The organism is Streptomyces sp. NRRL S-1022 (assembly GCF_000720135.1).
In the GTDB taxonomy this organism is placed as follows: domain Bacteria; phylum Actinomycetota; class Actinomycetes; order Streptomycetales; family Streptomycetaceae; genus Streptomyces.
This window is the reverse complement of sequence record NZ_JOIU01000054.1, coordinates 1-12,976: the sequence shown is the minus strand read 5'-3', so window position 1 is coordinate 12,976 and position 12,976 is coordinate 1. Positions and strand designations below refer to the sequence as shown.

13 protein-coding genes and 2 pseudogenes are annotated in these 12,976 nt (G+C 68.0%); 10 read left to right on the top strand and 5 right to left on the bottom strand.

Features of this window, described 5'->3' with window-relative positions:
- Positions 1 to 159: 159 nt before the first annotated feature.
- Together IG05_RS46305 and IG05_RS0140350 are read left to right on the top strand one after the other, a co-directional pair.
- A complete protein-coding gene (locus IG05_RS46305) occupies positions 160 to 291 on the top strand; it encodes a hypothetical protein (RefSeq protein ID WP_324605055.1) in 132 nt (43 codons plus the stop codon).
- 88 nt (positions 292 to 379) lie between these two features.
- The gene (locus IG05_RS0140350) at positions 380 to 628 is read left to right on the top strand and encodes a hypothetical protein (protein ID WP_030349087.1); all 249 of its coding nucleotides are present in this window, start codon (positions 380 to 382) and stop codon (positions 626 to 628) included.
- Positions 629 to 840: 212 nt separating this feature from the next.
- Here the strand turns inward: IG05_RS0140350 and IG05_RS0140345 are convergent, their stop codons facing one another.
- Complete coding sequence (locus IG05_RS0140345) at positions 841 to 1,389, bottom strand: DUF5994 family protein (RefSeq protein WP_030349086.1); 549 nt, start codon at positions 1,387 to 1,389, stop codon at positions 841 to 843.
- A 208-nt stretch (positions 1,390 to 1,597) separates the two neighbouring features.
- On the opposite strand from IG05_RS0140345, the gene IG05_RS0140340 reads away from it, so the two are divergent.
- Positions 1,598 to 1,795: a Mu transposase domain-containing protein gene (locus IG05_RS0140340; RefSeq protein ID WP_158839137.1), complete on the top strand. Its 198-nt coding sequence runs from the start codon at positions 1,598 to 1,600 to the stop codon at positions 1,793 to 1,795.
- 238 nt (positions 1,796 to 2,033) lie between these two features.
- On the opposite strand, the pseudogene uppS reads toward IG05_RS0140340, so the two are convergent.
- Positions 2,034 to 2,792 (bottom strand): annotated as a pseudogene (gene uppS, locus IG05_RS43035) (polyprenyl diphosphate synthase).
- A gap of 265 nt (positions 2,793 to 3,057) precedes the next feature.
- On the opposite strand from uppS, the gene IG05_RS0140330 reads away from it, so the two are divergent.
- Together IG05_RS0140330 and IG05_RS0140325 are read left to right on the top strand one after the other, a co-directional pair.
- The gene (locus tag IG05_RS0140330) at positions 3,058 to 4,245 is read left to right on the top strand and encodes a PP2C family protein-serine/threonine phosphatase (protein WP_037815781.1); all 1,188 of its coding nucleotides are present in this window, start codon (positions 3,058 to 3,060) and stop codon (positions 4,243 to 4,245) included.
- 652 nt (positions 4,246 to 4,897) lie between these two features.
- Positions 4,898 to 5,995, top strand: a complete 1,098-nt coding sequence (locus IG05_RS0140325; protein WP_030349083.1) for an IS110 family transposase — start codon at positions 4,898 to 4,900, stop codon at positions 5,993 to 5,995.
- 951 nt (positions 5,996 to 6,946) lie between these two features.
- Here IG05_RS0140325 and IG05_RS0140320 read toward each other — a convergent pair.
- Together IG05_RS0140320 and IG05_RS0140315 are read right to left on the bottom strand one after the other, a co-directional pair.
- Positions 6,947 to 7,171 (bottom strand): hypothetical protein, encoded by a 225-nt coding sequence (locus tag IG05_RS0140320; protein WP_037815778.1) that lies wholly within the window; start codon positions 7,169 to 7,171, stop codon positions 6,947 to 6,949.
- A 4-nt stretch (positions 7,172 to 7,175) separates the two neighbouring features.
- On the bottom strand, positions 7,176 to 7,736 hold the full coding sequence (locus IG05_RS0140315; RefSeq protein WP_030349081.1) for a DUF5994 family protein: 561 nt from the start codon (positions 7,734 to 7,736) through the stop codon (positions 7,176 to 7,178).
- A gap of 184 nt (positions 7,737 to 7,920) precedes the next feature.
- On the opposite strand from IG05_RS0140315, the pseudogene IG05_RS43030 reads away from it, so the two are divergent.
- From IG05_RS43030 to IG05_RS0140290, 4 genes and pseudogenes are all read left to right on the top strand, one after another.
- A pseudogene (locus IG05_RS43030) lies at positions 7,921 to 8,450 on the top strand (DUF5994 family protein).
- Positions 8,451 to 8,588: 138 nt separating this feature from the next.
- A complete protein-coding gene (locus IG05_RS0140305; RefSeq protein WP_030349080.1) occupies positions 8,589 to 9,563 on the top strand; it encodes a magnesium transporter CorA family protein in 975 nt (324 codons plus the stop codon).
- An 867-nt stretch (positions 9,564 to 10,430) separates the two neighbouring features.
- Positions 10,431 to 10,751: a hypothetical protein gene (locus IG05_RS0140295; RefSeq protein WP_030349079.1), complete on the top strand. Its 321-nt coding sequence runs from the start codon at positions 10,431 to 10,433 to the stop codon at positions 10,749 to 10,751.
- A gap of 221 nt (positions 10,752 to 10,972) precedes the next feature.
- Positions 10,973 to 11,953 carry a slipin family protein gene (locus tag IG05_RS0140290; RefSeq protein WP_078894876.1) on the top strand — a complete coding sequence of 327 codons (981 nt, stop codon included), beginning with the start codon at positions 10,973 to 10,975 and terminating at the stop codon, positions 11,951 to 11,953.
- 74 nt (positions 11,954 to 12,027) lie between these two features.
- Here the strand turns inward: IG05_RS0140290 and IG05_RS0140285 are convergent, their stop codons facing one another.
- Positions 12,028 to 12,291, bottom strand: a complete 264-nt coding sequence (locus tag IG05_RS0140285) for a hypothetical protein (protein ID WP_030349077.1) — start codon at positions 12,289 to 12,291, stop codon at positions 12,028 to 12,030.
- A gap of 555 nt (positions 12,292 to 12,846) precedes the next feature.
- Here IG05_RS0140285 and IG05_RS49795 point away from each other — a divergent pair.
- Positions 12,847 to 12,976, top strand: a 130-nt coding sequence (locus IG05_RS49795) for a cold-shock protein (RefSeq protein ID WP_234336274.1), incomplete at its 3' end; no start/stop codon positions are given.

Below are 12,976 nucleotides of genomic sequence, written 5' to 3'. Positions count from 1 at the left end.
AGCACAGCCCACTGCCCGTCAGAAAGATCCCCTCGCCCCACACCGCGATCATCGCGATGCCGGACGAGGAGCAGAACCGACTTTCAAAACGCGGCCTAGGAGCAACTCATCGCTTGGGTCAACCGCATCGAGCACGTCGAGGAAGGGGTTCGGACGGTGGTGCGTTCTGTCTCCCATTCTGTCTCCCACACCCTGATCCGGGAGCGGGAAGGGATCACCAGCGACGACGCGACCCTCTTCCTGATCGAGTGGCGCGGGAGCGCCGCCGACCACCTCGCCACCCTGGAATGAGCCGATGCCGCGCGACTGGTAGCGCGGCCGTTGGCGGTGAGATCTGGCATGTCACGCGAGAAGACCGCGAGGGATCTATCGTCAAGGTATGAGCGTGTTCATCAAGCTTGTGGAGAACCGGCCCCCCAAGGAATACGCGGAGCTGGCGGCTGCAGATATCTCCTACGACGACGTCACCGAAGGTGAGTCGCTCGCTACGTACGAGTACGACCTTCTTCCGAGCGGCGCATTGCGGATCCTCAGGGTGAACAAAGGCGAAGCCGCTGTCGTCGAATCGATCTACGCTCCCGGACTCTGGTTCCGAGTCCAGGGGCAGTGGCGCGGTAATGCCGAATAGCAAACACTCTGCCGGCGCCCGGGCTCTGCCGGCTGCCGGGCCCCGGTCATCGGTGCCTGCGGTCCGAGCAACATGCGCTCATGCTTCGCGTCAGCCTACGGAATCACGTCGGAAACCACCTGCCGGTGTACCGTGGATTGTGGGTTGCGCACTCTCACGTGTTGCGCCTGAAAGGACGGCCCCGGCGGTTTCACCGGGGCCGTTTCGGGGGGTCACGCTGAGCGTGCTGGAGCGGTCACCCGGGCGCCGTGGCCGCCCTCGGAGTCCCAGACCGCTTCTCGTGCCTGGTCGGCTTCTGTCACGATCCGTTGGAGTTCGGCCCTCTCCAGCAGATCACTCGCTGTGTGGATGCGCAGCGGACCGGTAGCCGCGGTCATTAGCCAGGATGCGATGGCAGGATCCGTCTGCGGCGGAATCACCAGCAGGTCCCAGCGGCCGACGGTGTAGGAGAGCAGCAACAGTTTGTGAGGGTCTTGCTCGGCCTTGAACCAGCCGACGCTCATCACGTGCCGACCAACGGGCACCTTCCGTGGGATGACCGGCCACAGGGTCGGGTTCACCGTGACACGCGTGATGCGTCCCCAAAGGGGATCCAGCACTGCTGTCAACGCAGGAAGTTCCGCCGCCAGGTCGCGGGAGCGGGGCCACCAGGCACCGTCCAGAAGAGCACCAGGGGTGTCCCCTGAAGCGAGCGCGAGACGCAGCGGCAGCGAGAAGGTCCGCTTCTCGACCGCCGACGTATGGAGAATGGTCGCGGTCATGACGCGGACCCGTCTCCGGGCCGGTGTATACCGGCCCGGTGTTGTGAATCGCCGAGAACGACAGGAGCTTAGAAACTCTTATGCGAAAGGTCCTCGGTAATTTTCAGGGTACTCCCGGATACAGCCCGCCGGGCGGTTTCGGGGTTACGGATATCAGGGCGTTTTACGGGTCTTCGAACTTGAGCGGTGCAGCGTCGCGGTGCTGGAGATGGGCGCCACGTCCTGGACCAACGACTACTCCGTCCATCCCCGTGCGATCGGCCACATCGTGACGGTCCACGCCGACACAGAGGAGATCCGCGTGACCTGCGGCGAGGACCTGGTGGCCCGTCAAACCCGCTGCTGGGCCAGGCATCAGAGCCTGACCGACCCCGACGCCGCGGCGACCCGGAACCTGGCGCGGTAAGGTGATCCACCAGCCGTCAGCGGTTCGGGGCGTTCGACCCACATCAGGTCCTGCTGCTGCCGCCGACGCTCCCGAGGGCCACCTGGCCCGGTTCGTCGCTGAGGGCGATGAGTGCTCGACCTCTCGCCGGTCCTGGCGGACTACACCGAGAAACACGGGTTCCCGCTGTATGACCCGGGTTGATGGCTGCCGCGGCTGCGGACTTCGCTGTGACGGGCGGGGGTCTGACTCATGAGATCTATGACCGACGTGTCCAGTCACGGCTTGTCGACTGCCGTTGCGGGATGTGCCTGCTGCCACCGAGCCACTGCGGTGCGCGGAAGTCCGGCCACAGCACAGGGGGGAACACCCACTCGGCGTAGGCGACCTGCCAGAGCATGAAGTTGGAGATCCGTTGTTCCCCGGAGGTCCTGATGACCAGGTCGACGTCGGGGGTGTCGGGAAAGGGCAGATGCGCGGCGAAGCTCTCCTCGTCCACAGCATCAGCCGGCGCGCCACTGCGGATCAGCGAGCGGGCGGCCTCCACGATGTCCCTCCCGCCGTGATCGAACGCGACGGTCAGCGTCATGCCCCGGTTGTCACTGGTCAAGGTCGTCAGATCGGCGAAATCCTGGGCCAGTGCCGTGGGCGCCCGGGGATCGGTCACGCCGAGGAAGCGGCAGCGGATGCTGCGTGCGTGCAGTAGTGGGGCGTGTTTGCGTACCACGCGGCGTACCAGCTGCATGCGGAAGGAGACCTCCGCGCTCGGGCGGCGCCAGTTCTCGGTGGAGAACGCGTACAGGCTGAGCCATCCGATCCCGCAGACCGGGCTGTCTCGAGGACGTTGATCACCGCCGTCTCCGCGGCGCGTTGCCCCGAGGTCCGCGGCAACGACCGCTGAGCGGTCCACCGTCCGTTGCCGTCCATGACACAGCGCGACATGACGAGGCACCGTTCGAAGCCGCTGGCCGCTAGGACCAGGAGGGCCGGAAGTGCCGGTGGCCTGCCGGCGTGTCATTTCCGCCCCCTCAGCACAAACGGGTGACGTCTTCCCGCCGTGCGACGAAAGCCCGGCGTGCCTACTCACCCACCGTCTCCCTCGGTGCCGATACCGGCACAAGCCCGCCGCCTGATCGCGGCGGTGCTGCCGAAACAAGCACTGCCTGTGATGGGCCGCGGTTGACGCTCACCGCGGCGGCTTCCACGCTGTAGGAGGGGGTGGAAGGACCGTGGTCGTGAGTGGTGGGCGCAGTGGGTATCCCGAGCTGCTGACGGCTGCGGAGATGGCGTCGCCGGTGGAGGCCGTCGACGTGTTCGCAGAGGAGCTGCGGCGGCGTTTCGGCGCCACGAAGGTGTCGTTCCTCATCGTCGATCTGACAGGGAAGGCAGTGGCGCGGCTGTCCACAGCCGGGGCGGTGGAGGAGGGGCGGGAAGCGGAGCGGATCCCTCTCTTCGGCAGCGTCTACGAGGCCGTGATCCGGACCCAGCGGCCGTATCAGGAGGCGGCAGACCAGGGGCAGCAGGTGATCGTGCCGGTCACCAACCGCGGAGATGCCATCGGGCTGCTGGAACTGCTCCTGCCGACCGCCCCCGACAAGGGCGTCCTGGAAGCGGTCGGGGAAGCCGCCCACGTGCTGGCCTACGTCGTGATCGCCAACGGGCGCTTCACCGATCTGTACACCTGGGGCAAACGCTCCCGGCCTCCCACCCTGGCAGCGGAGATCCAGTACCAGCTGCTGCCCGCGTCGCTCTCGTGCGAGGCCGCCCAGTTCACTTTGTGCGGGAGTCTGGAGCCCTCCGCGGCCCTCAGCGGCGACACCTTCGACTACGCCCTGGACCGCGACACCCTGCACATATCGGTGACCGATCCCATGGGCCACGACATCGACGCCGCCCTGGCCGCCACTGTCCTGGTGGGCGCCCTGCGCGGCGCCCGCCGTGCAGGAGCCGGTCTCGCGGAGCAGGCCCACCTGGCCGACCAGGCACTGGCCGACCACAACCGCGGCCACGCCACCGGGCAGCTGCTGCGCATCAACCTCCACACCGGGCGGGCCCAGCTCGTCAACGCCGGCCACCCCTGGCCCCTGCGCATGCGCGACGGGATCACCGAGACGATCACCTGCGAGGTGGACCATCCCTTCGGGCTGTCCGTGCGCGTCCCCCACCCCTACCGCGTCCAGGACATCGATCTGCGCCCCGGTGACCGTCTGCTCATGCTGACCGACGGCATGCTCGAACATCACGGAGACAAGGTCGACCTTGCCGACATGCTGGAGGGGACCCGGGGTCTGCACCCGCGGGAGACCGCGCTGATGTTGACCTCCGCAGTTCTCGACGCGGCAGGCGGCCGGCTGGAGGACGATGCCACCGTGATGTGCCTGGACTGGCACGGCCCCCAGCACACGCAGCGCCACGTCAGCTCCGGCGCGGACACCCGGCAAGCCTCAGCCGCCCGTACGAGTCATCCGTGACCGCGGGCGCTCTCGGGAAGGCTGCCTGGTGGCTGCGGACCCGACTGACGTGAGGGCCGGTCCAGCCGGCCCTCCTGCCAGAGGGCCGTGCCCGCGATGACTGGCTCAGCCTGGCCGAAGCATTGATGATCAAGGCATGAGCCGGGGGCCGTAGTGCATGACGGCCTCCCTGGCCGGTGCCACGAGCACGGGCCCGGACACAGTCGGCCCTTCCTCCTCGGCCGCCTCAGACTTCCGAGGCCGTTCGTGCCGTGATCGACCAAGGACAGTCGGTAAGACGGGGCACACGCCTGCCCGTCAATGCCGGTCACGAGTGGACGAATAGTCAACGCATTGTCAGCCCGCCCAGGCCAGGTTGAGCGTCGGTTCGTTCGAAGCCATCCGGCGGTGATCGAGTCGCGCCGCTGTGGCGGGATCGATGGGACGGTTGCGCCGTGCCGTCCCGGACGGGGGTCTGACTCATGAGATCTATGACCGCAGTGTCCAGTCACAGGCTTGTCGACTGTCGTTGCGGGATGGTGCCTGCTGTCACCGAGCCACAGGGCGTGTCCCAATAGGGGCCTTGCCGTCTTTCAGGCGCCATCACGGTTCAGACCGCCCGAGCGGGCCGGTGCCATCCACCCAGCACTTCACCACGCGGCAGGCAACCACCATGACAACCAGACAGCACAGCACCTCCTCCAGCACCGATCCGCCCAATCGGGGCGAGGTTGTTCTGGGCGTGGACACGCACGGCGAGGTTCACGTCGCCGCCGTGGTCTCCCCGCTGGGCAAGGTACTGGGCACCGAGTCCTTTCCGGCGACGGCGGCCGGCTACCGTCGGCTGCTCGTCTGGGCCCGCAAGCAGGGGACGGTGCGCCGCGCCGGTGTGGAGGGCACCGGCACCTTCGGAGCGGGCCTGTCCCGCTACCTGCTGGCTCAGCAGGTCGAGGTATACGAGGTGAGCCGGCCCGACCGCTCGGCCCGCCGGCTGCTGGGGAAGTCGGACCCGCTCGATGCGCAGGCCGCCGCGCGGGCCGTGGTCAGTGGCCGCGCCCGGGCCCGGGCCAAGTCCGGCGACGGCCCGGTGCACAGCGCCCGGATGTTCAAACTCGCCAAGGACTCCGCGGTCAAGGCCCGCACCCAGGCGATCAACCAGCTCAAGGCCGTGCTGGTCATCGCCGAGCCCGCCCTGCGGGAACGACTGTCCAGCCTCGGCAACCGCGAGCTGTTCCGCACCTGCGCACGCCTCGGCCCAGGCGACGGCGAGGACGGCGAGAGCGCGGTGGCCCAGGCCACCCACATGACCCTGAGAATGCTCGCCGAGCGCATCGAACAGCTCACCGGGCAGATCGATCAGCTGAACCAACGCCTGACCCAGCTCCTCGAACACCACGCCCCACAACTACTCGTACCGGTGGGCATCGGCCCGGACAGTGCCGTCACCTTGCTGATCACCATGGGAGACAACCCCGAGCGGCTGAACACCGAGGCGTCCTTTGCTGCCCTTTGCGGAGTGAGCCCCATCGAGTACTCCTCTGGCCGTCGGAGCACACGCCGACTCAACCACGGCGGCGACCGCCAGGCCAACGCCGCCCTGCACCGCATCGTGTTCACCCGGCTGCGCCACGAACCGCGCACCCAGGCGTACTACGAACGCCGCACTCAGGAAGGCAAGACCAGGCGTGAGATCATCCGATGCCTCAAACGATATGCCGCCCGCGAGGTCTTCAACCTGGTCAGACCGGTTTCTCGCGCCCCCACGTTATAGGGGCGTCTGTGACAGGCGAGTGATACGGCGAGGCCCCGCCGGGGTCCGTCCTGACGGGACTCTGAGCGGAGCCGTGAGACGACGAGCCGCACCGAAGCGCTCCGGCGCGGCTTCGTCGTGAGATCGGTTGCGCTGTCGGGCACGATGCGGTCGGCGTCTCATGCGGCCTGTCCCTGTGACGCTTTCGAGGTGCGCCTACTTTGCGATTGCACTCGCCGGGAGGATTTCATGTATTCCGGGCGCGCGTTGTTAGACCCGCACACTCGGGACTACTACGAACGCCGCATCAAGGTGGGCGAGACACGACGCGAAATCGTCCGATGCCTCAAACGCTACGCTGCCCGGGAGGTCTTCCACCTGGTGAGAGCCACGGAGTCATGCCCCCGTCGTAGGGGCAGTGGGAGAGGTGAGGGACCCCCGTCGGCCGGCTCCGGCGGGGGTTTCCGTGTTCGGGGACGGCCCTGGTGTGTGGTGTTCGACGCGGTCTTGGTGTGCTCCGGCGCGCCGTTCTCGACCCCTGGCGAGCGTCCCCATGACGCTGAGCGCAACCGCCACGATGAGCAGCAGAAGAAACCGCACTCCGTCAGCCTCCGGGCGTCGGCTGCGGGCAACACGTTGTCCGCCGTCAACGTGCACGGCGGACTCATCTCTCGGCACTGCGGTCGGCGTTCGTCTCAGCTTCGTCACTCGCGAAGATCGGCCGAGTGGATCACCACCTTCTCTCCGTGGCATGTGGCGGTGACGCAACGGCCCCGGCGTATACACACTGGGGCCGCCCTTCCGGGTCGTTGCACGTGAGAGTGCACCGGCCCACTCACCAGGGTATGCCCAGGATCCCATTTCGGTCATATGGCAGGACATGGCCGTCATGCGGCCAGCCGCAGCCCTGAGCCGGTGGGTGTGACGGCCGCCGCCCCACACCACCCCGTGGCTGGAAGCAGGTCTGCGGCATCAGCGGCTCTCCTGTCGGTGCTCACGGCGTGTGGTGTCGGCCGGAGGGCCGTTCGGCACGGTGGCACGTGGGCTCCTACGGGTCCGCCGACGGATTCCCGGTAGGGCATCGCTGTAGCGGAACGCCCCGATCCTTTCGGCGTGCTGCGCGTTGAGCCGGTGGATCAGGAACATGCCCGCGATGATCACGAAGAGGATCACGGCGACGGTGACGGCCGTCTCCACGTCTTCACCTCCTCAGGGCGGAGGTGAAGATCCCGATCGCGGCTCCTGCCGTCCAAGCGGCTCCGCCGTCGGTCTCCCATTCCTCTTCCCGGCTCTGAGCATCTGTCGCGTCACGGCTGATGGCCTCCTCGGCCATCAGACCGCTGGCGGTGCGGACACCTCTCGGGACGGTTGCCGCTGCCATCAGCCGGGCGGCGGCGGCCGGGCCTGTCTCCGGAGGGATCACCAGCAGGTCCAGGCGGCCCACCGTGTACGAAAGGAGGATCACCTTGTTCGGGTCCTGCTCGGCGGCGAACCAGCCGACACGCACCGTGTGCCCCGTGACGGGGACCTTGCGCGGGATGACGGGCCAGTGGGTCGGGTTCACGGTGACGTGGGTGATCCGGCCCCAGCACGAGTCCAGCGCGTCTGTCAGAGTGGGGATCTCGCGCAGAAGATCACGGGAGCGGGGCCACCAGGCACCGTCCAGGAGACCTGGAGCGGAGCCGGTCGGGGCCAGAGACAGCCGGGCCGGCACCGACAGCAGGCGCTCTTGAATGATCGTGGGTTCGATGGTCGCGGTCATGACGCGGACCTGTCCCCGAGCCTCCTCGCGAAGGCCGGTGTTGTTGCTCGCCGAAAACGACACCGACACGGCGGCCGGTGTGCGAAGTACTCCCGGTGCTTTCACTCTACGCCGCTGCGGAGGTCCCGGGACGTGCGCGTGAGCAGGCATTTCACACCGTTTCCCGCAGACAGGCGGACACGCCATGAACGAATCCGATACCCCTCGCGCTCCCGGTCTTCTGCCGGACGCGATCCATCGGGCCGCGAACCCGGGACGGTCCTCCTGCGGCTGGAGACGACACGATCCCGGGAAGGCAACCTCGACGGTGCGTGGTGGCCGCGTTCCCGCGACATCGGTGCTGAGCTGCCCGGCCTCGTCCACGCGCTGACCGTGCACCTCGGCCCCATCACGCGCGTCGGTCTGGACGCCACCGCTTGGGATGAACTTTCCACGCGCCTGGTGATCGGCGACCAGGTCGTCCGTATCGACTCCTTTCCGGTGGGGGACGACACCGTCCTGATCCCACGGGGCGACCAGGACCACTTCTCCCTTCTCGTGGTCCCGCCGCACGCGACAGTCGAGGCCGCCCGTGCCGCGATGGCCAGGGCTGTCCGGGCCGCAAACGTCACCGAGGCCGCACAGATCCTCATCGACACCGGCACCCACCAGGCATACACGGTCCCCGTGGAGGGCCCTCGGAGCGGCGAGGAACGCCACGAGCCCGAAGAATGACTTCTGGAGCTTCGGGCGCCCGTAGGGCTGTATGCGCCGGGCGGTGCCCTTCAAGGATCGAGGCGGTGCCGCCCGTGGGAGTGGATGCCCGGTAGTGGCGTCCGCCGAAGCTCCGCCGGTGCCGTTAGGGTGCGCGACATGGCCCGTACCCGGCTGTACCGCGACGGCTCCCTGGTCGAGGAGGACTTCCCGGTCCGGGACATCTCCCGGCATCTGGCGGACCCTTCTGCGACCGTGTGGTTGGACCTGTACCGCCCGGACCGCGCCGAGTTCACGGCGGTAGGCGAGGAACTCGGTCTCCACGAGCTGGCCCTCGAGGACGCGCTGCACGAGGGGCAACGGGCGAAACTCGACACCTACCGCACCCATCACTTCCTCAGCGTCTACGCGGTCGCCGTCGACCCGGACAGTGCGAGACTGACGATGAGCGAGCTCGCGGTCATCCTCACGCCGCAAGCACTGATCACGGTCCGCAAGGACGCCGCGTTCGCCCTCGACGAGCTGGTCGCCCGCTGGGACCGCACCCCGGCTCTGACAGCGCACGGGGTGGCCTTTCTGCTCCACGGTCTGCTCGACCATGTCGTCGACGGGCACTTCGCCGCGGTACGGCAACTCGACGAACGTATCGAGGAACTGGACGCTCTGCTCTTCGCCGAAGGCGGCCGGCAGATCCAGACCGTACAGCGCCAGTCCTACGCCCTGCGGAAATCACTGGTCCGGCTTCGCCGCGTGGTCCTGCCCATGCGGGAGGTCGTCAACGCCCTCATGCGCCCCGACCTCGACATCGTCGATGATTCCTTGCTGCCGTACTACCGAGATGTGTACGACCACGTGCTGCGTGCCGGCGAGTGGACGGAGTCGCTGCGCGACCTGGTGGCCTCGGTCATGGAGACCAACTTGTCCGTGCAGGCGAACCGGATGAACCTGATCATGAAGAAGGTGACGAGCTGGGCCGCGATCATCGCCGTGCCCACGGCGATCACCGGCTTCTACGGACAGAACCTTCCCTACCCCGGCTTCGCACACCAGTCGGGTTTCATCGTTTCCAGCGCCGTCATCGTCGTCGTCTCTCTGACGCTGTACTTCGTTTTCAAGCACTGGGACTGGCTCTGACCACACGCTCCTGCGCGCCCGTCGGCAGACGGGCCTTGGGAGCCGGTTCCGGAAGTCGGCTCCCAAACAGCTCCCAGGACTTCGGGCTGTGTGCCAGTGACGCAGGACACCCCGCCACGGGCGTCGACGAACAAGGCGCCACCATGCCGGCCCAGCTCCTCGGAGCGCCCAACGGGTAGCGGCTACGGCCCCGTCGCTCTCTTCGTCGTTCACGTGCAGCGGCCGACCGTCGTGAAGAAGGCGTTCATGACGGCTGTCTCACATGCCGATGATCAGGCGGCTGACGTCACCGGCCTTTGCCGGTACCGCTGCGGGCGTCACGCAGGTACCGCCCTCGTACTCCCAAGCCTCGTACGCTCCCCGTCCACCGTCTGACTGCTGGCGCCCGGCCGCGGCCGGTGGGACCTGCTGGTGGCGCCGCCCGCCGCCACGGACGCGGAGGCCGGGCGGCTTATGGAGAGTATGGCCGCCGTCGTGCAGGACAGAGTGGGCTTGGAAGTCGCAGTCCGTTGACGGTGGCCTTCGGACCACCCCCGGGTCCGCACTCTGGGTACGGGCCTGGGGGTGTTGTCACAGGACCCGGCTGGGGAGGCTCCACGTGCCCGGCCCTGGACCGGCCGCGCTACCCGGACGGGGGTCCGCTCGGACCGTCGAGGAGTACGCTGGTGTTACCGAGGGTATTTCGTGCACCGGCTTCCAGTCGCTGTCACTTTCGGCGATTTGATCACGCCGGGCCGGTTCCGGTCGGCCCGGAGCAGGGTTCGCGTCATGACTGCGACCGTTTCCCCCACGCCTATCCTCGGAAGTACGCCCTGCTCTACGTCACTCCGGATCTCTTGCGCTCCCCTGGGTTCCTCGCCGACGGCCGTGCCCGATCCGCTGTCGGGGCTGATCACCGGGGGCCTGCTGAACCGCGAGCACCGGCCCGCCGTCCCGACTGCGAGGCCCTTCGGTGGGCAGGTGCAGCCGACCCCGGTCTCGGCCCTCTGGCTGATGGCCGCCGGCAGAGACTGCCTGCGCACCTCGCACGTGAACCGGTTGATGGCGGAGGCGGCGTTCCTGCGCACGATGTCGGAGACCGAATCGGCCGTTCAGGCGGCCTGGGACTCCGAGGAAGACCACGAAGTCCGCGATCCCGCGGCGCGCCCGCAGATCCCGGCCGTTTCCGCTCCGCCGACGGCGAGGTGAGGGTCGTGCGCACTCCAGCGGCCACCAGGGCCACAGCCGACGGAGCCCGGACCGGCGTACCGCAGAGTGCTCCCGGCTGAGCCGGGCCGACACACCAGAGCCTCAGCAGCAGCCCGGGACCCCGGCCGCACCTCAGACGACAGGCCGGGGTCCTCCCGCGCCATGTGCTTCCCGGACCGCTCGGGTCCGGGACCGTCATCGACGTAAGGAAAGTGAGAACCATGGGTGTTCTGATCGCCGTGCTGGTGGTGTGCGCCGTGGCCGGGTTCGTCCTGCTCGCCCTGAGCGTGCGCAACGTCCAGCAGTACGAGAAGGGCGTGGTGTTCCGTTTCGGGCGGCTGCTGCCGGACATCCGCGGGCCGGGCCTGCGTGTCATCCGGCCGATCGGGGACCGGATGCGGAAGGTGTCCGTGCAGACCGAGGTCCTCGGCATCCCGCCACAGGGGTCCATCACCGCCGACAACGTGACGCTCACCGTCGACGCGGTCGTCTACTTCAAGGTCATTGACCCCGTCAAGGCCCTGGTGAACGTGCGCAACTACCCTGCCGCCGTCTCCCAGATCGCCCAGACGTCGCTGCGCTCGGTCATCGGGAGGGCTGACCTGGACACGCTGCTCTCCGACCGTGACCACATCAACGCGGAACTCAAGAAGGTGATGGACGCCCCCACCGAGGAGCCCTGGGGGCTGCGCATCGAGCGCGTCGAGATCAAGGACATCGCCCTTCCGGAGTCCATGATGCGCTCCATGTCCAAGCAGGCCGAAGCCGAGCGGGAACGCCGCGCGCGGGTCATCGCGGCCGACGGAGAGTTCCAGGCGTCCCAGCGGCTGACCGACGCCGCCGCGACGATGGCCGACACTCCCGGAGCACTCCAACTGCGGCTGCTGCAGACCGTGGTGGACGTCTCCGCCGAGAAGAACAGCACCCTCGTGATGCCGTTCCCCGTGGAGATGCTCCGCTTCTTCGAGCACCAGAGCAGGGACAGCGACGGCGAGTCCGACGGACGGCTGGTGCGCCGCAGCGAGCGGCACGCCGCGCTCTCTGCGGGGGCCGTGATCCCGGAGCCCGCCATGCCCGTACCGGCCCTCGTACCGTCGGTCTCCCTGCCCGGGGAGCGGGTCGGCAGCCGTGCGGAGGTGGCCCGGGAGCGGCGGGACAACTGGCCGACGCGGCGGGACGCCGAGGAATCACTGAGCGGTTGACCGTTCCGGGCTGCCCGGGGTGACGTGATCGTCTCGGTGCGGGTGGTGCCCCTGACGGCCCTGGTGACAGCGTGTCACCGGGGCCGCAGCGGTCCGGGCTGGCTGAAGCGGCCGGCACGCCGTTGGATGCGATGCCGGAGGGTGCGGTGGCGTACCGGTGGAAGCGCGGCCTGTGCGTCGGCCCGGGTGTAGAAGACTTGCCTGGCGCCCTCGATCAGTACCAGGTAGAGCACGACCATCAGGGCCAGGGCGAGGACGGATCCGAGCGGCAGGGACCGGAAGCCGAGTGGTCCCGCGAGCGGGGACATCGGCAGCGCGACACCGACGGCGACGGACACCGATGGCGCTGACCAGCACGGGGTGGCTGGGCCGGCTGCGTGTCGAACGGGACACCCGTCCCCGGGCAGAGCGCCTGCCGGGCAGCCTCCCGGCGTCCTGCTTCCGTGAAGCCCAGCCTCGCCTCTTGATCGCCCAAGCGATCGGGGTTCCGCGTCCTTCGAAGTGGCCGCTGCTTTCGCCGCAGGCGGATCGTTGCCGCAGTCGGTTCGGCCCCTCACCATGTCGATACGATGCCGGCCCCCTTCCGAGCGGCGTCCTACGGGAAGCCGCGTACGTCGTCGCGCTCCTGGGAAGTCCGGTGCCGTTGGCACCTCCTCCTGAGACATCACACTCCGAGTGAATCAATATCTGCGCCCGGGGGATCAGATTTTGGCGGATCGCGCAGTGGGAGTTCTTCTCACGAAGAACGGAGTGGAATTATCCAACGGGCACTCGCCGCTCCGGCGTGCTACTGTCGATCTCAGTTGCAGTTGTGGTTCCCAAAACTTCAAGTGCGCCCACCGGGCTTCTGCCGGTCGGGGGCACTTTTGTACTTCCGGTCATTTCCGGGCGGGGTGATCATCGCGGCGACACGGCGTCCGCGTGGTGCGGACGCCGATGCACTGCCCCAAAGGAGATATGACATGGCTGCTGGTACCGTGAAGTGGTTCAACGCGGAAAAGGGCTTCGGCTTCATCGAGCAGG

Coding starts and splice junctions, on each gene's coding strand:
- IG05_RS0140305 (WP_030349080.1), top strand. CDS start 8,589: ATGGCCCGTACCCGGCTGTACCGCGACGGCTCCCTGGTCGAGGAGGAC.
- IG05_RS0140345 (WP_030349086.1), bottom strand. CDS start 1,389: ATGACCGCGACCATTCTCCATACGTCGGCGGTCGAGAAGCGGACCTTC.
- IG05_RS0140330 (WP_037815781.1), top strand. CDS start 3,058: ATGGCGTCGCCGGTGGAGGCCGTCGACGTGTTCGCAGAGGAGCTGCGG.
- IG05_RS0140290 (WP_078894876.1), top strand. CDS start 10,973: ATGGGTGTTCTGATCGCCGTGCTGGTGGTGTGCGCCGTGGCCGGGTTC.
- IG05_RS0140325 (WP_030349083.1), top strand. CDS start 4,898: ATGACAACCAGACAGCACAGCACCTCCTCCAGCACCGATCCGCCCAAT.
- IG05_RS0140315 (WP_030349081.1), bottom strand. CDS start 7,736: ATGACCGCGACCATCGAACCCACGATCATTCAAGAGCGCCTGCTGTCG.
- IG05_RS0140340 (WP_158839137.1), top strand. CDS start 1,598: ATGGGCGCCACGTCCTGGACCAACGACTACTCCGTCCATCCCCGTGCG.
- IG05_RS0140350 (WP_030349087.1), top strand. CDS start 380: ATGAGCGTGTTCATCAAGCTTGTGGAGAACCGGCCCCCCAAGGAATAC.